This is a genomic window from Amycolatopsis sp. QT-25 (genome assembly GCF_029369745.1).
Lineage (GTDB): Bacteria > Actinomycetota > Actinomycetes > Mycobacteriales > Pseudonocardiaceae > Amycolatopsis.
On record NZ_CP120210.1, the window covers coordinates 5,214,212 to 5,232,717 of the forward strand.

Sequence of the window (18,506 nt, forward strand, 5' to 3'; positions counted from 1 at the left end):
GGCTGTTCCCGGTGTGCCGCTGACATGTGCTGGTCGGCGCTACGCGTCGGCGGGCGGCTCGGACGACTCGTCCTTGGCTGCCTTCGCGGCCTTCTGCGGCTTCACGTTCTTGTGCGGGGCCAACACCATGATCATGTTGCGACCGTCCTGCTTCGGCGACGACTCGACGAAACCGAGCTCGGTCACCTCGTCGGCGAGCTTCTGCAGCAGGCGGAAACCGAGTTCCGGCCTGGACTGCTCGCGACCGCGGAACATGATCGTGACCTTGACCTTGTTCCCGGCGGCCAGGAACCGCGACACGTGACCCTTCTTGGTCTCGTAGTCGTGCTGGTCGATCTTCGGCCGCAGCTTCTGCTCTTTGATGACGGTGAGCTGCTGGTTGCGGCGGGACTCGCGGGCCTTCTGCGCGCTCTCGTACTTGAACTTGCCGAAGTCCATGAGCTTGCATACGGGCGGGCGTGCCTGCGGAGCAACCTCGACGAGATCGAGATCGTTCTCCTGTGCCAGCCGCAGCGCATCTTCGATCCGGACGATGCCGACCTGTTCACCGGCCGGCCCGACGAGGCGGACCTCCGGTACCCGGATTCGGTCGTTGATGCGTGTCTCGGAACTGATGGGGCCTCCCTGGTTCGAGGTAAATTCTTCTACCGTTTCGACCTGGTGCCCACATACCTAAGGCCCCGGTACCGTGCGGTACGCGGGGCCCACTCTTTCCGATCGTGCTCGATCTCCAGAATCGAACACACCGCCTCGACGCCCGAAATCGTCTTGGCGAGACCGGACCCGGACACCTGGTGTTGCGGCGGTGACACGGGTGGGAGCGGGGCTCCACTTGCCGCCCCCGATCGCTCGGAGGCTGGTCGCTCGTGGAAGGGTACCAGACGTGTCAGACGAACCAGTTCAGCAACCCCCGTATTCCCCGGACGTCCGCGATCTGGAGGACATCCCGAGCGTCGAGGTGATCAGCAGGGCGGCCGTCATGCTGCTCTCCGCCGGCGCGGAACGCCTCGGCCTCGCGGACGAGGACCCGGCCGGGTCGCCCCACCGCGACCTCGACGAAGCCCGTCGCCTGATCACCGCCCTCGCCGGGTTGGTCACCGCTTCGGCGGAGTACCTCGGCCTGCACGCGGGCCCGTTGCGCGACGGCCTCCAATCGCTACAGAAGGCGTTCCGCGAGGCTTCGGCCGTGCCGGACGCGCCAGGGCAGGGGCCGGGCGAGAAGTACACGGGACCGGTCTACTAGGTCGCCCCTCCCCCCGACCCAAGCGCAATGAAGGGACCTTTCCTTGCAAATTTTGCAAGGAAAGGTCCCTTCCTTGCACGCCCGGCTACCCGGAGCCAAGTGGACAGCTAACATTTCAGATATGAGTGGGTTGGCGAAGGTGTCCAGGTCCCTTCTACGGGACGAGGCTTACGAGAGCATCCGGCGGGCGATCATCGACGGGACGCTGCCGCCGGGGACGAACCTGCGCGACGGCGACCTCGCCGAGCAGCTGGGGCTTTCCCGGGCGCCGGTGCGCCAGGCGTTGCTGCGGCTCACCGAGGACGGCCTCGTCGAGTCGAAACCGCAGAGCTACACGCGCGTGGCCGGTTTCGTTCCCGACGACGTCCGCGACGCGCTGGAGCTGGTCCGAGCACTGCACGAGTTCGCCGTCCGGACGGGCGCCCCGCGGATGGGACCGGCAGAGGTCGCCGCGATGCGCGCGGCCAACGCCCGGTTCGCCGACGCGATCGCCGCCGGGGACATCACGGCCGCCATCGCCGCCGACGACGAACTCCACGACGTCCCGGTCGCCGCCGCGCGCAACCGGGCGATCGCCGCGACGCTCGCCCGCTACACCCCGCTGCTGCGCCGCCTCGAATACGCCCGCTTCGGCTCCCTCCCCGCGCACCGGTCGGTCCAGCGTCACGCCGAGCTGGCCGACGCCATCGAAGCGGGCGACGTCGACGCCGCCCGCGCGATCACCACCACGATCTGGACCGAGCTCGAAGACCTTCTGGAGACGCCATGACCCTCGCCGATTTCCCGCGCTACCCGCTGCTGTTCGGCCCCTCCCCCGTGCACCCGCTCGAACGGCTCACCGCTCATCTCGGCGGCGCGAAGGTCTGGGCGAAACGCGAGGACGTCAACTCCGGGATTGCGTTCGGCGGCAACAAGACCCGGAAACTCGAGTACCTGGTCGCCGACGCGCTCGCCTCGGGCGCGGACACGCTGATCTCGATCGGCGGTGTCCAGTCGAACCACACCCGCCAGGTCGCCGCGGCCGCCGCGCGGGCCGGGCTCAAGGCCGTTCTGGTGCAGGAGAGCTGGGTCGACTGGGCCGACCCGATGTACGACAAGGTCGGCAACATCCAGCTCTCGCGTGTCCTCGGCGCGGACATCCGGATGGCCGAGGCCGGATTCGGCGTCGGTTTCAAGGAAAGCTGGGAGAACGCGGTCAAGGAGATCGAGGCAGGCGGCGGAAAGCCGTATGCGATCCCGGCGGGCGGGTCGGACCACCGGCTCGGCGGGCTCGGTTTCGCGAACTGGATCGTCGAGCTCGAAGCGCAGGAGGCCGAACTCGGCATTTTCTTCGACACGGTGGTCGTCTGCTCGGTCACCGGCAGCACGCAGGCCGGGATGGTCGCCGGAGCGGCGCTTTCGGGCAAGCCGCGCCGGATTCTCGGCATCGACGGGTCGGCGAAACCGGCCGAGACGCGCGACCAGGTCACCCGCATCGCCCGTGCGACCGCGGAGCTGATCGGTGCCGGTGGGATCGGCGAGGTCGAACTGGACGAGCGCTACCACGCCGGGGTCTACGGCATCCCGGACGAGTCCACGCTCGACGCGATCCGCACACTGGCGCGGCTGGAGGGCGTGCTCACCGACCCGGTGTACGAGGGCAAGTCCATGGCGGGGCTGATCGACCTCGTTTCGCGCGGCGAGATCGCGCGGGACTCGAACGTGCTCTTCGCGCACCTGGGCGGGCAGCCCGCGCTGAACGGGTACACGAGCGTGCTCTAGCGGCCGCCCCCGGACGCAATGAAAGGTCCCTTCATTGCAAAATTTGCAATGAAGGGACCTTTCATGGCACGCGGGATCAGTCCGTCACGGCCAGGACGTCGATCTCCACCAGCAGCCCGGCGGGCAGGCCGACGTACACGGTGGTGCGGGCGGGGTGCGGCGCCTCGCCGATCAGCTTGTCGTAGACCTCGTTGAACGCGCCGAAGTGGTCGACGTCGGTCAGGTACACGCGCACCATCATCGCGTCGGCCAGGCTCGAACCGGCGGCCTCGAGCACCGCCTCGATGTTCTTGAAGGTCTGCTCGGTCTGCTCACCGACGGTCTCGCCGACGATGGCGCCGGTGGCCGGGTCGAAGGCGACCTGGCCGGCCACCTGCAGGATGTTGCCCTTGCGGACCGCCTGCGAGAACGCGGCCACCGGCTTCGGCGCGTTCTCCGTGCTGATCGCGGTCTTGCTCATTCCAACTTCCCCTTTCGGTTCCCCGTCCATCCACTGTGGACGGAAGCTTCTTCGGCGGCGGCGATCAGCTCCGGCACGAGCGCCATCAGGCCGTCGTAGTCGAGCAGCACCTTCGGCACCGACACCGACGCGGCGGCGAGTACGACGCCGCCAGGGCCGCGGACGGGCGCGGCGACGCAGTGGATGAAGTCCTCGTGCTCGGCGTTGTCCACCGCGTAGCCGCGGTCGGCGACGAGCGCGAGTTCCTTCCCGTAGGCCGCGGGCGTGGTGATCGTGTTCGGCGTGCGGACGAAGAAGTCGATCCGCGAGACCACGTCCGCCTGCTTCTCCGGCGTCATCGCCGCCACCAGCACCTTGCCGACGGCGGTGCAGTGCAGCGGAGCGCGTTTCCCGATGCGGGAGTACATCCGCACCGAATGCCTGCCCTCGAACTTGTCGATGTAGACGACCTCTCCGTCCTCATAGGACGCGAGGTGCACCGTGTGCCCGGTGCGGGCGTTGAGCCCGGCGAGCGCGGACTGCGCGGTGCGGCGGACGTCGCGGTCTTCCAGCGCCTGCTGCGCGAGGTCGAACAGCGCGCTGCCGAGCCGGTAGTACCGCTGCCCTTCCCTTCGCACGAAGTGATGCGTTTCCAGGGTGCGCAGCAACCGCAGCACGGTCGACTTGTGCACACCGATCTCCTCGGCGAGCTGGTCCAGCGTCTTCGGCTCGCGGGCCAGGCCGCTCAGCAGCGTGAGCGCCCTGTCCAGGCTCTGGCTCATCCGCCCACCAATCCCTTGTCCGTCAGCTTCGCCGCCGCCCATGCTGCCTCATCCGCCCCGAGGAGCGCTTCGACGACGGATCCGGGCAGCGGCCGACCCACGTCGTCGTGGGTCAGCAAGGTGGCCGCGGCCTGCAGGTGACCGCGCCGCAACCGGAGCGCGGGCTCGTCGCCGCGCAGGGTGGCGGCGAGAAAACCGGCGGCGAACGCGTCACCGGCGCCGACCGGCTCCACGACGTCGACCCGGAGCGCGGGCGAGAACAGCGGTGCCTCGTCGCCGTCGACGAGCGTCACCCCGCGTGCCCCGTGCTTGACGACCAGCGTCTTCGGCCCGGGCAGCGCGGCGCGCAACCGATCCGGGTCGCCGGTCCCCCACACCCGCTCGGCCTCGTCCTCTCCTGCCAGCACGATGTCGGCGCGAGCCGCCAGCCCGGCCAGTACCGACGGGTCACGCCCGGTCCACAGCGCGGGCCGGAAGTTCACGTCGAACGACACCAGCGTGTCGCCACGCGGTCGTTCCATCAGCGCCCGCACCAGGTCGAGACAGCCGTCCGACAGGGCGGGCGTGATCCCGGACAGGTGGATCACGCGCACCCGGTCGAGATCGAGTTCCCCCAGCAGGCCGGCGTCCATTCCGGACGCCGCCGAACCTTTGCGGTAGTAGCGCACGGGGCTGCCGTCCACCCCGCTTTCCTTGATGTAGAGCCCGGTCGGCCGCGTCGGGTCGACCACGACCGCGCTGACGTCCACCCCCGCCGCGCCGATCTCGCGCACGAGAGCGCGGCCGAACGGATCGTCGCCGACGGCACTCACCCACGCGCTGGCGAAACCCAGCGCCGGGAGATGGCAGGCGACGTTCGATTCGGCTCCGCCGATGCTTCGCACCCACTTCCGTACCTCGTCGGGCGGCCCGGATTCGGCCGGTACGAACAAGGCCATCGACTCCCCGATGCACAACACGTCAGTGCTCTTCATCGCGCCGACCGCCATCCCGCTGCCAGGGCGCATCTCGCGGGATCATGCCGCCCCACGACCGAAAAGCGCCCCGCCATCGCGATGGCGGGGCCTCCGGCCGAAAAGGCGCGATCCCAAAAGATCAAAAGACTCCCGGGCGGCCGAGGCTCGCTTGTCACCTTCGCGTCTCCTAGTCGTCACGCCGTTGACCTCTAGCGGACCGGATGCTACACCTATCCCACGCAATATGCGCAACGTCCGTTGCAAGATACGCAACCGAGGTGAACCTCATGTTCGAAGCCGGCACCATCGATTCCGCCGCGGTCGCGGCCGTCCGGGAGGAGCGCGTCGACTGGCGCTTCCGCTCGGTCGCGCCGTCGTTGTCCGGTCTCACGATCGGCGAGGCCGCCGCCCGCGGCGCGAAGCTGTTCGAAGACGGCTTTCTCGGCCCGTTCGTCGTGCTCGACGAGGAAGCCGTCGAGCACAACCTGCGCACGATGGCGGATTGGTGCGCCGAGCGCGGGATCGCGCTGGCCCCGCACGGCAAGACGACGATGGCGCCGCAGCTGTTCGAACGGCAGCTACGGCACGGCGCGTGGGGCATCACCTGCGCGAACGCCGGCCACCTGCGGATCTATCGGGCGTTCGGCGTTTCCCGGATCCTGCTGGCGAACCAGCTGCTCGACCCCTCGGCCCTGAAGTGGCTCGCCGCGGAGCTGGACGCCGACGACGACTTCGAGTTCGTCTGCTGGGTCGACTCGGTCCGCGGCGTCGAGCTGATGACCGAAGCCCTGCGCGGTGCCCGCCGCAAGGTGGACGTCCTGGTCGAACTCGGTGCCGGGGGCGGCCGCACCGGCGTCCGTGACACCGAGACCGCACTCGCCGTCGCCGAGGCCGCGCACGCGAGCCCGGCTCTGCGGCTGCGCGGATCCGGCGGCTACGAAGGCGCGCTTTCCCACCACACCGACGAGAAGTCGCTCCAGCTAATCAGCTCCTATGTGGACGGCTTGCGCGAACTCGTCTTCGCGTTCAACGACAAGGGCCTGCTCGACGACGCCGGCCGGATCATCGTCACCGGCGGCGGCAGCGCGTACTTCGACCGTGTCGCCGACGAGCTCACCAAGGACTGGGGTGATCTGGACGTCCTGCCGATCCTGCGCAGCGGCGCCTACGTGACCCACGACGACGGTTTCTACCGCGTGATCTCGCCGCTGGGCGAACATCCGCGCATCGACGGCGTCGCCTCGTTCCGTTCCGCCCTGCGTGCCTGGGCGCAGGTCACGTCGAAGCCGACGGACGGACTGGCACTGCTCACCATCGGCAAACGGGACGCCTCCTTCGACGAAGGCATGCCCGAGCCGCGCCTGCTCCGCAAGGGCGACGGGCAGGCGTCCGTGCTCGAAGGTCATTCCATCCAGAAGATGAACGACCAGCACGCCTTCCTCACGCTGCCCCCGTCGTCGCCGGTCGAGGTCGGGGACTGGATCGCCCTCGGTCTGTCGCATCCGTGCACCGTCTTCGACAAATGGCCCCTCATCCCGGTCGTCGGCCCCGACGGCGAGACCGTGCTCGATTTCGTCCGCACCCATTTCTGATCCGTCCTCCACTCCCCGCAGAGGAAGAATCATCATGGACATCGTTGTCCGCTCCGCACTGGTCGCCGACGGCACCGGGGATCCGCTCACCCGGCACGACGTGGGCATCACCGACGGCCGGATCGCCAGTGTCGCCGAACCCGGCTCGCTCGCGGGCCGCCGCACCATCGACGCCGAAGGACTCGTGCTCGCACCCGGGTTCATCGACATGCATTCGCATTCCGATCTCCAGCTGCTCGCCAATCCGGAGCACCTCGCGAAGCTTTCCCAGGGCGTCACGACCGAGGTGCTCGGGCAGGACGGGCTCTCCTACGCACCCGTGGACGACGACGTCCTCGCCGCCCTGCGCCAGCAGCTCGCGGGGTGGAACGACGATCCGGCCGGATTCGACTGGAACTGGCGCTCGGTCGGTGAATACCTCGACCGGCTCGACGCCGGGGTCGCGGTCAACGCGGCCTACCTGGTGCCGCAGGGCACCGTTCGCATGCTCACCGTCGGCTGGGACGACCGGCCCGCGACCGAAGCCGAGATGAACGCGATGAAGGAACTCATCGCGACCGGGCTGGCCGAGGGCGCGATGGGCATGTCGTCGGGGCTCACCTACACGCCGGGCATGTACGCGACCACCGAGGAGCTCGTCGAGCTGTGCCGGGTCGTCGGGGAGAACGGCGGTTTCTACAGTCCGCACCACCGCAGCTACGGCAAGGGCGCGCTCGAGGCGTTCGGCGAGATGGTCGACGTCTCCCGCCGTTCGGGCTGCCCGTTGCACCTCGCGCACGCGACGATGAACTTCTCGGTGAACAAGGGCAAGGCGCCGGATCTGCTGGAGCTGCTCGACCGGGCGCTCGACGACGGCTGCGACATCACGCTGGACACCTATCCCTATCTTCCCGGCGCGACGTACCTTTCCGCGCTGCTGCCGAGCTGGTCCACCGAAGGCGGGCTCGACGCCACGCTGGCCCGGCTGTCCGATGTGGACAGCCGTGAGCGGATCCGTGCCGAGATCGAGGAGACCGGCTCCGACGGCGCGCACGGGGTGCCGATCGACTGGGAGGCCATCGAGATCAACGGCGTCCGCCGGGACGAGAACGCCCATCTGGTCGGGCATTCCGTCGCAGCTTCGGCGCGACATGCCGGGAAGCCGGCCGCGGAGCTGTACTTCGACGTCCTGATCTCGGAGAAGCTCGGCACGTCCTGCCTGATGCACGTCGGGCACGAGGAGAACGTCCAGGCGATCATGCGTCACCGCACGCACACCGGCGGCAGCGACGGGCTGCTCGTCGGCGCGCGGCCGCATCCCCGCGCCTGGGGCACGTTCCCGCGGTACCTCGCGCGCTACGTCCGCGAACTCGGCGTCCTCGACCTCGCCGAATGCGTCGCCCACCTCACCGGCCGCGCGGCGGACCGCCTGCGGCTGACCGACCGGGGGCTCGTCCGCGCCGGCTACGCGGCGGACCTCGTGCTGTTCGACCCGGAAACCGTCGCCGACACCGCCACGTTCGACGAACCGCGACAGCGGGCCGCCGGTATCCCCTATGTCTTCGTCAACGGTGTCGCCGCCATCGACGATGGTCAACCGACCGGCGCCCTCGCCGGCCATTCACTGCGGAATCCCGGGAGTGCCCGATGATCGATTGGCTCCAACATTCGACGGGAGGTCTCCTGACCCTCGCCGCCGTCTCGATCGCGGTTTTGCTGTTCCTCATCATCAAGGTCAAGCTGGAACCCTTCATCGCCTTGATCGTGGTCGGCCTGCTGACCGCGCTGGCCGCGGGCCTGCCGGTCGGCCAGATCGTCGGCTCCGCGCAGAAGGCGTCCGATTCCCTTCTGGAGAAGGGGTTCGGCGGGATCCTCGGCCATATCGCCGCGATCATCGGACTCGGTACCATCCTCGGGTCCATTTTGGAGCGTTCCGGCGGAGCGCGAGTGCTCACCGGCGCGTTGCTGCGCGCCATCGGTGAGAAGCGGGCCCCGTTGGCGATGGGCCTCGCGGGTTTCGTCTTCGGTATCCCGGTCTTCTTCGACATCGGCATCTTCGTGCTGGCACCGCTGGTCTACGTCGCGGCCAAACAGGGCGGCCGCTCGCTGGTGCTGTACGCGTTGCCCCTGCTCGCCGGCCTTTCCATCACCCACGCGTTCCTCCCGCCGCACCCCGGCCCGGTCGCCGCGGCGGGCCTGCTGCACGTGGAACTCGGCTGGATCATCCTGATGGGCCTGGTCTGCGGTGTCCCGGCGTTCCTCGTCGGCGGCGTCGCGTACTCGACGTGGATCGGCAACCGCGTGAACGTGCCGGTTCCCGCGGAGTTCCTGATCGCGGAGGAAGAAGGCGAGGCGGAGCAGAACCCGCCGTCGCTCGGGCTGGTGCTGGCGATCATCGCGGTCCCGCTCGTGCTGATCCTCGCCGGGACCTTCGGCAGCATCTGGCTTCCCAAGAACTCCCCGGCCGCCGGTGTAGCCGCGTTCATCGGCACCCCGGCGGTCGCGCTGACGATCTCGGTGCTGCTCGCGTCCTGGCTGCTCGGCCTGCGCCGCGGCCTGACCGGCAAGGATCTGAGCGAGCTTTCGGCGAAGTCGCTCCGCCCGGTCGCGATGATCCTGCTGGTGGTCGGCGCGGGCGCGTTCTTCGGCGCCGTGTTGTCCGCCACCGGGATCGGCAAGGCCGTCGCGGGGTCACTGGACAACGCCGGTCTCCCGGTCATCCTGGCCGCGTACGTGATCAGTTGCGGGATGCGGATCGCGCAGGGCTCGGCGACCGTCGCGATCGTGACCACGAGCGGCATCGTCGCGCCGACGGTGGCGACGCTGGGTTACTCGCAGATGCAGCTCGCCTTGCTGGTCGTGGCGATCTCCGCCGGTTCGATCATCGCCTCGCACGTGAACGACGGCGGTTTCTGGATCATCTCGCGGTACTTCAACCTGACCGTGCCGCAGACCCTGAAGACCTGGACGGTATTGGAAACCGTCCTTTCCGTTTCCGGTTTCGGCGTGGCAGCATTGCTCATGGCAGTGGTTTAAACCACCTGACGACGGGGAGAGATCACCATGACCGGACTCGATCGACGCACCTTCCTCGGCGCAGTCGGAGCGGCTGGACTCACGACCGTTTTCGGCTCCCACCTCGCGAACGCCTCCGAACAATCCTGCGGACCGAAGGGAACCGGGGCCATCTACCTCAGCAGCTACACCAGTTCCGGGCACGGGCTCGATGTCGCTCACCGGGACGCGGTGACCAACGCGGTCGTCGTCGACCGGACGATCCCGGGAGTCAGCAACGCCTCCTGGTTCGACATCAGCGCCGACCGCAAGACGCTCTACGTGACCAACGAGGACGAGAACGGCCAGATCTCCGCGTTCAGCCTGGCCGATCCGGTGAAACCCAGGCTGCTCAACAAGAAGTCGGCCAAGGGGAAGCACCCGACCCATCTGAGCGTCCACGCGAGCCAGAAGTACGTGCTGGCCGCGAACTACAGCAGCGGCAGCGTCGTCGTCCTCCCCATCCTCGCGGACGGGAGACTCGGCGACGTCGTCGATGTGGCTCAGCACAAGGGCGCCGAGCGTCAGGCGCACGCGCACCAGGTCGTCAACGATCCCACCGGCAAGTGGGTGCTCGCGGTCGATCTCGGCGCGGATTCGGTCTACGTCTACGAACTCGACACCGCGACCGGGAAGCTCAAGCTGAACCAGCAGCTGAAACTCCCGTCGGGCGCCGGGCCGCGGCATCTGGCGTTCCACCCGAACGGCAGGTACGCGTACATCCTCGGGGAGCTGCGTGCCGAGGTGACCGTCGCGGCGTGGAACCCGACCACCGGGAAACTCACCGCCGGACAGGTCGTTCCGGCCGTTCCCGCGGGCACGCCGGGTGAGCAGTACCCGGGCGAGATCGCCACGTCCAAGGACGGGAAGTTCGTCTACGCCTCGGTGCGTGGTTCCGACACGATCGCGTCGTTCGGCGTCGGCGAGGACGGGAAATCCTTGAGACTGCTGAACAACGCGCCCGTCGGCGGGGTGTATCCGCGGCACTTCACCCTCGACCCGACCGAGCGCTGGTTCTACGTCTCGAGCGACAAGTCCGGCACGCTCAGCTGGCTGCCGCGCGATCCCGCCACCGGTCTTCCCGGGGCCGTCGCCGGGAAGCTGGCGCTCCCCCAAGTCAATTCCGTCTTTTTCGCTTAAGGAGAAACCCATGAGAACTCGCGTCCTCATCGCGGGCCTCGCGGCTGTCGGCCTCGTCACCGGCTGTGCACCGGCTCAGAACGCCCCGGCCGCGGGCGGCGGTGACGAGAAGTCCGGCACGGTCCGGGTCTGGCTGTTCGACGAAGCCAACCGCGCGCCGAAGGAGGCGGCGGTCAAGGAGGCGATCGCCGAGTTCAAGGCGGCGCACTCGGGCGTCGAGGTCGACGTCCAGTGGATTCCGGTGGAAGGCCGCGCGGACAAGTTCTCCGGTGCCTTCAACGATCCGGCCAGCGCGCCGGACGTCGCCGAATTCGGCAACACCGACGTGTCCAGCTACGCCGCCACCGGCGCGCTGGCCGACCTGACCGGCGACCTTTCGTCGTGGAAGGAAGGGGCGGACGTCCTGCCCGCGGTACTGGAGACGGCGAAATCCGGCGGCAAGACCTACGGGCTTCCGTGGTTCACCGGCATCCGCGCGTTGTACTACCGCACGGACCTCTTCGCCGAACTCGGCCTCAAGCCGCCGGCCACGCTGGCGGAGCTGACCGAGACCGCGAAGACGATCCGCGCCAGGAAGCCGGAGCTGTACGGCATCTCCGTCGGCGGCAAGTACACCTACGCGATGCTGCCGTTCCTGTGGGCGCACGGCGGTGAAATCGCCAAGCAGGACGGCGACAAATGGAAGTCGGCCCTGGACTCCGAGCAGGCCAAGGCCGGGGTGGCGGCGTACGCGAATCTGCTGAAGGCGGACATCTGCCCGCCCGAGCAGTGCGCCAACCTCACCGGGACGCAGAGCATCACGGCGTTCGCCGGCGGCAAGGCCGGGATGGCGATCGGTGGTGACTTCAACCGCAAGGCCGTCGAGGCGGGCCAGGCGAAGGGCAAGTACGCGATCATCCCGATCCCGGGCACCGAGGCGGGCAAGATCGCCCCCGCGTTCGCGGGCGGCAACCTGCTCGGCGTGTTCAACGCGACGAAGCGCAAGGGCCTCGCGGTCGAGTTCACCCAGCTGCTCGGTGGCGCCAAGTACCAGGAGAAGATGTACGTCGCCATGGGCAACCTGCCCACGCTCGGCAGCGTCCAGCAGAAGCTCGCCGCGAGCGACCCGTCGGTCAAGCCGTTCGTCGACACGCTCACCGCGGGCACCAAGTTCGTCCCCGCCACCGCGGCGTGGTCGAAGATCGACGCGCAGAACGTGCTGCCGACCGCGATCCAGCAGATCGCGACCGGCGGCAAGGATCCCGCCGCCGCGCTGGCCACCGCGTCCGCCGAGATGAACAAGGCGTTCGGCTAAGTGGTCACGAAGGAGATTCCCCGCACCACGGCTCCGGCCGTCCCGGCACGGCGGTCGCCCCGCCGTCGCCGGGACGGGCGGGCGGCCCTGCTCTATCTGGCGCCCGGCGGCATCCTGCTGCTGGCGATGCTGGTGTACCCGATCTACCAGCTCGTCCTGATCTCGTTCTACGACTACGGCCAGCCGCAGGCGGTCGGCAACGCGCCGCTGGTGTTCCTCGGTCTCCAGAACTACGTCGATCTGCTGGAGAACGTCCAGTTCTGGGAAGTGCTGGCCAAGACCCTCGGCTTCACCGCGGTCTGCGTCGTCGGCAGCCTCGCGCTCGGGACGGGGCTCGCCGTGCTGGCGACCCGGGTCCGCGCCTGGGCACGGGTCCCGCTGTTCCTGGCGGCGCTGGCCGCGTGGGCGACGCCGGCGATGGCGGGCTCGTACGTCTGGCTGTTCCTGTTCGACGCCGACTTCGGGCTGGTCAACGAGGTGCTCTCGGGCCTCGGGTTCACCGGGATGGCGAACCACTCCTGGACCTTCGACACCTACAGCACGTTCGGGCTGGTGGCCGCCGAGGTCATCTGGTGTTCGTTCCCGTTCGTCATGGTGACGATGTACGCGGGACTCAAGGGAGTGCCGGAAGAGGTCGTCGAGGCCGCGTACCTCGACGGCGCGTCGACCTGGCGCACCACGTGGTCGATCACGCTGCCGATGGTGCGGCCGCTGCTGACCATCGCCACGATCCAGTCGATCATCTGGGACTTCAAGATCTTCACCCAGATCTACGTGATGACCAACGGCGGCGGCGTGGCCGGGCGCAACCTCGTGCTCAACGTCTTCGCCTATCAACAGGCCTTCGCCGGACAGGAATACGGTCTCGGCGCGGCGCTCGGAGTCGTGATGACCTTGCTGCTGCTGTCCATCACCGGGCTGTACGTCCGGTCGCAACGCCGGAGCGCGGGATGGGTGTGACGACAGCGCCTGCCCGGCCGAGGTCCGGCCGGGTCAAGAAGCCCGGCAGGCTGATCGCCGAAATCCTCTGTGTGGTCATCGCGGGAATGGTCGCGTTCCCCGTGTACTGGATGGTGCTTTCGGCGTTCAAGCCCACCGGGCAGATCCAGGCGGAGAACCCCCGCCCCTGGACGCTCACACCGACCCTGGAGCACTTCGAACGGGTGCTGAGCGGCGAAGGGTTCGCGTTGTTCTTCCTGAACAGCGTGATCGTGGCCGTCGTGGTGGTGGCGTTGTCGCTGCTGCTCTCGTTCCTTTCGGCCGTCGCGCTGACGCGGTTCAACTTCAAGGGCAGGACCGTCCTGCTGGTGATGGTGCTGGTGGCGCAGATGGTGCCGGTCGAGGCGCTGACCATTCCGCTGTTCTTCCTGATGCGGTCGGTCGGCGACGTGGCGCCGGCGTTCGGCACCAACCACCTCGGCTCGCTGATCCTGGTGCACCTGGCGTTCAGCCTGCCGTTCGCGATCTGGATGCTGCGCGGCTTCGTCGCCGCGGTGCCGCAGGAACTGGAAGAGGCCTCGAAGATCGACGGGGCGAGCCGGATGCGGTTCACCTGGCAGATCCTCTTCCCGCTGGTGGCGCCCGGGCTGGTGGCGATCAGCGTGCTGGCGTTCATCCACGCCTGGAACGACTTCCTGTTCGCCAAGACGTTCATCATCTCCAACACCGAGAACCAGACGCTCCCGCTCGCGATCCTGGTGTTCTTCAAACCGGAGGACACCGACTGGGGCGCGGTGATGGCCGGCTCGACCCTGATGACCATTCCGGTGCTGGTGTTCTTCATTCTCGTGCAACGACGACTCGTGTCCGTCATGGGCGGCGCGGTGAAGGGCTGACATGCCTGGCTTCGAAACCTTGCTCCCTCGTCCGGTCTCGGTGGAAACCTTGCCGGGACGCTGCCCGGTACCGTCCGAAGTGGACGTCCGTACCGACGCCGCACTGCCCGCCGAGGGTTACCGGCTGGAGATCGACCCGTCGGGCGTGACCCTGCACGCCGCCGACGCGGCAGGCGAGTTCTACGGCCGTCAGACCCTCCGGCAGCTCGTCGGACCGGACGCGTTCCGGGCCGCGTCCATCCACGGTGGACAGCGGGAGATCCCGTGCGGGGTGGTGACCGACCATCCCCGATTCGCCTGGCGCGGCTGTCTGCTCGACGTGGCGAGGCATTTCCGGACCAAGGCCGAGGTGCTGCGGTTCGTCGACCTCATCGCCGCGCACAAGCTCAACGTGCTCAACCTGCACCTGACCGACGACCAGGGCTGGCGGATCGAGGTCCCGGAGTTCCCCAGGCTGACCGAGGTCGGTGGCTGGCGGAAGTCGTCCATGGTCGGGCGGCACGACGGGCCGGAGCGGGACGGGCGGCCGCACGGCGGGTGCTACACGACCGACGACCTCCGCGAGATCGTCGCGTACGCCGCCGCGCGTTCGGTGACGGTGGTCCCGGAGGTCGACATCCCCGGGCACGCGCGGGCCGCGATCGCCGCCTATCCCGAACTCGGGCCGGAAACCGCCGAACCGTGGGAAGTATGGACGAGCTGGGGCATCAGCACGTCTCTGCTCAACACGAAGAAGTCCACAGTGGACTTCTTCAAGAGCATCTTCGACCACGTGCTGGACGTCTTCCCGTCGGAGGTCATCGCGCTCGGCGGCGACGAAGTACCCGGCGCGACCGAGGAGCACGGCTGGTTCGTGCGCGAGATCGCGCGGCATCTGGTCGAACGAGGACGTCGTCCGCTCGGCTGGGACGAGGTGCTCGAGGCGGGAGACCTGCCGCCGATGGTCATCGGCTCGTGGCAGAGCGAGGCGGCCGGGGTCCGCGCGGCGGCCGCGGGGCACGAGGTCGTCATGTGTCCCGAGGACCACGTGTACCTGGACCACCGGCAGTCCGACCATCCCGACGAACCGATCCCCGTCGGCTACCTGAGTACGCTGGAGAGCTTCTACGGCTATGAGCCGGTGCCCGCCGACTTCCCCGACGGGAAGACGATTCTCGGCGCGCAGGCGCAGGTGTGGGCGGAGCATCTCGACACCGTTCGGCGGGTGGACTACGTCGCCTTCCCGCGACTGTGCGCTTTCGCCGAGGTGGCGTGGAGCAGCCCGGAGGGCCGGGACTACGCGGAGTTCCTGCCGCGTCTGCGGGACCACCACCTGCCGCGGCTGGACGCACTCGGCGTCGAATACCGGCCGCTCGACGGGCCGCTTCCCTGGCAGACGCGGCCTGGAGTTCCGGGACGGCCGCGACAGCGGTAGCGGGCGTTTCCTGCGGGATGCCGGTCGTGGAGTACATGAAGGCCCCCTTCCGGTACCCAGGCGCAAGGATGGGGTCCTTCATGTACCGGGGAAAGGGGCCATCATGGGGTGATGAGTGATCAGTCCGGGCGATGGGTCGACGCCTCGCAGCTTCCCGAAGAACTCGTAGCGCTCATCGAAACCCTCCGCCCTGGTGAAAACGTGCTCGTCATGCGGAACGGCGAGACCATCGCGACGATTTCCGGCGCCGCCCGTGAAGAACCGGTGCGTTCGACGGACTCCGACGACATCACGGTGGTGGCCACCGCCATGAAGCTGTCCGCGTCGGCGCGGGACTCGCTGTCCGAGCGGCTCGGCCCCGGCTACCTCGTCCTGGACCTGCGCTCGGCTCCTCCGAGCGTCGACGTCCTGCTGGTCCCACCGGGCAGCCCGCAGTTGATCGGCAACTTCCGCGCGCTGTACCCGAGGGCGCGGATCGTGATCACGGAGATCGAGGACGCCGAACTCGGCGTCAGATACGAGGGCCCGGTGCGCCGTCTCCTCGACGCCGGCGCCGAGGCCTACCTGCCGTCGAGCACGATCCCGCGGCTGGCGGAGCAACTGGACCGGACCATGACCCAGCTGCGGCAACTCACCGGTGACACGTCGGCTCCCCTGACCATCGAAGCACCGGGAGGCCGCGCACTCGAGTGACTACCCGTCGGCGGCGGGTGGAGACCACACTCGATGCCGTACAGGGCGAAATCGGTGACCATCCCTCCGAAGACCCGGTAGCCGAACTTGTCGGCGAAGTGCACTACACCGTCGCCCTCCAGACCGGTGCCACCGCGCCGGCCGTGGACGATCGGCGAAAGGGTGACCTCGATGACGCGATCACGGGCGACGGTGCCGGCGGCCGGACGGATCACGCCGAAACCACCGTGGTCTTTGTACGGACCTTGTGCGGCGGGTGGTTACGGTCCGCGGAATGTCCTGGAAACTCCTTTCCGTGAGCGTGCTCGCCGCCCTCGCGTGCACCGGGTTCACGACGCCCGAAGCCGCGCCGAAGACCTATTACGTCGACCAGGTCTCCGGCAGCGACACCGCGAGCGGCACTTCGCAGCAGACTCCGTGGAGAACCCTGGCGAAGGTCTCCGCCACCACGTTCGCCGCGGGCGACACCGTCCTGTTGCGGCGCGGTCGTGCCTGGTCCGGCGGCCTCACCGTCAAAAGCTCGAACGTGACGATCGGCGCGTACGGCAGCGGCGCGCGGCCGATCGTCAAAGGCAACGGTGAGGCGTGTGTCGACCTCGTCGGCAGCGACATCGTGGTGAAGGACCTCCAGGTCGGCGTCGCGGCCGACGCGGGACGCTGTTCGTGGGCCGGGGTGAAGGTGTCCGGCGACCGCGACAAGGTGCTGTCGAATCTCATCACCGGCGCCGGCGCCGGCGTGTACATCGCGCCGTCGGCGGAGGGCACCGAGGTCACGCAGAACGACCTCGTCGACAACAACCACATGACCGTCGTGACCCCTGGCGGCAACGACGACTCCGGTGCGTTCGCCGTCCTGGTCCAGGGCAACGGCTCCGACATCGGCTGGAACCGGATCAGCGGCTCGATCGCGAAAGCCGACGACTTCGGCGGCCTCGACGGCGCGGCGGTCGAGATCTTCTACGGCTCCCGCAACGTCATCCACCACAACATCTCCGAAGACAACGAGACCTTCACTGAACTCGGCACGGACGCGAAGGACCCTGACGGCGTCTCGACCGGCAACGTCTTCGAATACAACGCGGTCTTCGGTGCCAAGACGCGCGGCGGGATCATCACGCGCGGCGCCGAGGACGGCAACGGACCGGTGCTCGGCACGGTGTTCCGCAACAACTCGCTCCGGCTCCCGAACGCCGAGTCGGAAGGTTTCGTCTGCTACGGCGGCTGCACGAACCAGCTGCTGACGATGACGCAGAACGTCGTCCAAGCGGCGTACAAGGTCGGCTACGCGGACGCGACCTTCACCGCGACCGGCCACAACGTGTACTTCGGCGGGCTCCGGCAGTTCACTTCCGGCGCGACGGACAAGATCGCGGATCCGAAATTCACCTCGGCGACGAACCTGATCCTGCGGGCGGGAAGCCCGGCGATCGACCTCGGCACCACGAAGTACGACGACCGCGACGTCGACGGCAACCCGGTCTTCGCCGGCGCGCGGGTCGACGCGGGCGCCTACGAGTTCCAGGGCTAGAACGCCGTGAAGGCCTCCTTCCCCACCGCGAGAGCGGGGAAGGAGGCCGGAGGGTCAGTTGTAGATGCGCTGCACGGTGCCGTTCGACAGCAAACCGTTGGCCCACAGCGAGTTCACCCGCGAGACTTCCTGGGCGTTCGGCTTCGCGTTGGTGCAGGACGGGCCGGCGCCGCCGCCGGACATCAGTTCGGAGCACGGGCCCTGGTAGTGGTCCGGCAGGCCGAGCGCGTGGCCGGTCTCGTGCGCGGCGATCCGTGTCTGGTCGTACTGCTGCGCCTGCGTGTAGTCGATGAAGATGGTGCCGCGGCCGTGGCCGTCGGTCTCGGCGTACGAACCCGAGGGGTCGTTGCCTTCGGTGTAGCGCAGGGTGGCGCCCGACGAGCTCTCCTGCAGCTTCACGTTGGCCACCGAGTTGTTCCAGTTCGCCACGCCCGCCCGGATGGCGGCGCGGAAGCTGGGCGCTCCCGAGGCGTCGTAGTAGACCGTGGTCGCCGCCGCGGCCTGCTGAGCGGGCTGGACCGCGGCCGTGGCCTGACCCGCGGTGACCGGGACGGCCAGCAGCGCCAAGCTGACGGACGCGGAGACGAAGAACTTCCTAGCCATGGACCCACTCCTTGTCAGGACAACGGAATGGTTCGTGAATCTAGGAGCCCCGGCCGAGGTCCGGCACCAACTTTCGTCGCTTCCGCCCGCTGGTGATTTACCAACACTTTCGACCTCTTGACATGCCCGCGTTCGCATACGACAGTGTTCGACCGCGAGTTGCCGTATAGGTCGTTATACGGTCTTCGGTTCG

The 18,506-nt window shown here is 68.4% G+C and carries 18 protein-coding genes; 13 read left to right on the top strand and 5 right to left on the bottom strand.

What is annotated here, in order from left to right; genetic code table 11:
• Nucleotides 1-39: 39 nt before the first annotated feature.
• Nucleotides 40-615 (bottom strand): translation initiation factor IF-3, encoded by a 576-nt coding sequence (gene infC / locus P3102_RS24010; RefSeq protein ID WP_051071860.1) that lies wholly within the window; start codon nt 613-615, stop codon nt 40-42.
• A 268-nt stretch (nt 616-883) separates the two neighbouring features.
• Here infC and P3102_RS24015 point away from each other — a divergent pair, with 268 nt between their 5' ends.
• From P3102_RS24015 to P3102_RS24025, 3 genes are all read left to right on the top strand, one after another.
• Nucleotides 884-1,243 carry a DUF1844 domain-containing protein gene (locus P3102_RS24015; RefSeq protein ID WP_276361948.1) on the top strand — a complete coding sequence of 120 codons (360 nt, stop codon included), beginning with the start codon at nt 884-886 and terminating at the stop codon, nt 1,241-1,243.
• A gap of 121 nt (nt 1,244-1,364) precedes the next feature.
• Nucleotides 1,365-2,012 carry a GntR family transcriptional regulator gene (locus P3102_RS24020; RefSeq protein ID WP_276361949.1) on the top strand — a complete coding sequence of 216 codons (648 nt, stop codon included), beginning with the start codon at nt 1,365-1,367 and terminating at the stop codon, nt 2,010-2,012.
• Nucleotides 2,009-3,004 carry a 1-aminocyclopropane-1-carboxylate deaminase gene (locus P3102_RS24025; protein WP_276361951.1) on the top strand — a complete coding sequence of 332 codons (996 nt, stop codon included), beginning with the start codon at nt 2,009-2,011 and terminating at the stop codon, nt 3,002-3,004. Before P3102_RS24020 ends, P3102_RS24025 begins: the two co-directional genes overlap by 4 nt.
• A gap of 76 nt (nt 3,005-3,080) precedes the next feature.
• On the opposite strand, the gene P3102_RS24030 is transcribed toward P3102_RS24025, so the two are convergent.
• Genes P3102_RS24030 through P3102_RS24040 form a run of 3 tightly spaced genes read right to left on the bottom strand, consistent with a single transcriptional unit; the run spans nt 3,081 to nt 5,199 of the window.
• The gene (locus P3102_RS24030) at nt 3,081-3,464 is read right to left on the bottom strand and encodes a Rid family detoxifying hydrolase (protein WP_276361952.1); all 384 of its coding nucleotides are present in this window, start codon (nt 3,462-3,464) and stop codon (nt 3,081-3,083) included.
• Nucleotides 3,461-4,225: an IclR family transcriptional regulator gene (locus P3102_RS24035; RefSeq protein WP_276361954.1), complete on the bottom strand. Its 765-nt coding sequence runs from the start codon at nt 4,223-4,225 to the stop codon at nt 3,461-3,463. The genes P3102_RS24030 and P3102_RS24035 overlap by 4 nt, the downstream gene beginning before the upstream one ends.
• Complete coding sequence (locus tag P3102_RS24040) at nt 4,222-5,199, bottom strand: sugar kinase (protein ID WP_276371327.1); 978 nt, start codon at nt 5,197-5,199, stop codon at nt 4,222-4,224. The genes P3102_RS24035 and P3102_RS24040 overlap by 4 nt, the downstream gene beginning before the upstream one ends.
• 269 nt (nt 5,200-5,468) lie before the next feature.
• On the opposite strand from P3102_RS24040, the gene P3102_RS24045 reads away from it, so the two are divergent.
• The 10 genes from P3102_RS24045 (at nt 5,469) to P3102_RS24090 (ending at nt 17,710) form a co-directional block, all read left to right on the top strand.
• Nucleotides 5,469-6,773, top strand: a complete 1,305-nt coding sequence (locus P3102_RS24045; protein ID WP_276361955.1) for an amino acid deaminase — start codon at nt 5,469-5,471, stop codon at nt 6,771-6,773.
• Between the two features lie 34 nt (nt 6,774-6,807).
• The gene (locus P3102_RS24050; RefSeq protein WP_276361957.1) at nt 6,808-8,403 is read left to right on the top strand and encodes a D-aminoacylase; all 1,596 of its coding nucleotides are present in this window, start codon (nt 6,808-6,810) and stop codon (nt 8,401-8,403) included.
• Nucleotides 8,400-9,788 carry a gluconate:H+ symporter gene (locus P3102_RS24055; protein WP_276361959.1) on the top strand — a complete coding sequence of 463 codons (1,389 nt, stop codon included), beginning with the start codon at nt 8,400-8,402 and terminating at the stop codon, nt 9,786-9,788. The genes P3102_RS24050 and P3102_RS24055 overlap by 4 nt, the downstream gene beginning before the upstream one ends.
• A gap of 27 nt (nt 9,789-9,815) precedes the next feature.
• Complete coding sequence (locus tag P3102_RS24060; RefSeq protein ID WP_276361960.1) at nt 9,816-10,946, top strand: lactonase family protein; 1,131 nt, start codon at nt 9,816-9,818, stop codon at nt 10,944-10,946.
• A 10-nt stretch (nt 10,947-10,956) separates the two neighbouring features.
• On the top strand, nt 10,957-12,240 hold the full coding sequence (locus P3102_RS24065) for an extracellular solute-binding protein (RefSeq protein ID WP_276361962.1): 1,284 nt from the start codon (nt 10,957-10,959) through the stop codon (nt 12,238-12,240).
• Nucleotides 12,241-13,200 (top strand): sugar ABC transporter permease, encoded by a 960-nt coding sequence (locus P3102_RS24070; protein ID WP_276361963.1) that lies wholly within the window; start codon nt 12,241-12,243, stop codon nt 13,198-13,200. It begins immediately after the preceding gene.
• Entirely contained in the window at nt 13,191-14,075 is an 885-nt protein-coding gene (locus P3102_RS24075) for a carbohydrate ABC transporter permease (RefSeq protein ID WP_276361964.1), read from the top strand. Before P3102_RS24070 ends, P3102_RS24075 begins: the two co-directional genes overlap by 10 nt.
• Before the next feature lies 1 nt (nt 14,076).
• Entirely contained in the window at nt 14,077-15,489 is a 1,413-nt protein-coding gene (locus P3102_RS24080; protein WP_276361966.1) for a beta-N-acetylhexosaminidase, read from the top strand.
• A gap of 111 nt (nt 15,490-15,600) precedes the next feature.
• Complete coding sequence (locus tag P3102_RS24085) at nt 15,601-16,182, top strand: hypothetical protein (protein ID WP_276361967.1); 582 nt, start codon at nt 15,601-15,603, stop codon at nt 16,180-16,182.
• A 274-nt stretch (nt 16,183-16,456) separates the two neighbouring features.
• On the top strand, nt 16,457-17,710 hold the full coding sequence (locus P3102_RS24090) for a choice-of-anchor Q domain-containing protein (RefSeq protein WP_276361969.1): 1,254 nt from the start codon (nt 16,457-16,459) through the stop codon (nt 17,708-17,710).
• Nucleotides 17,711-17,764: 54 nt separating this feature from the next.
• Here the strand turns inward: P3102_RS24090 and P3102_RS24095 are convergent, their stop codons facing one another.
• Nucleotides 17,765-18,313: a snapalysin family zinc-dependent metalloprotease gene (locus tag P3102_RS24095; RefSeq protein ID WP_276361970.1), complete on the bottom strand. Its 549-nt coding sequence runs from the start codon at nt 18,311-18,313 to the stop codon at nt 17,765-17,767.
• Nucleotides 18,314-18,506: the final 193 nt, after the last annotated feature.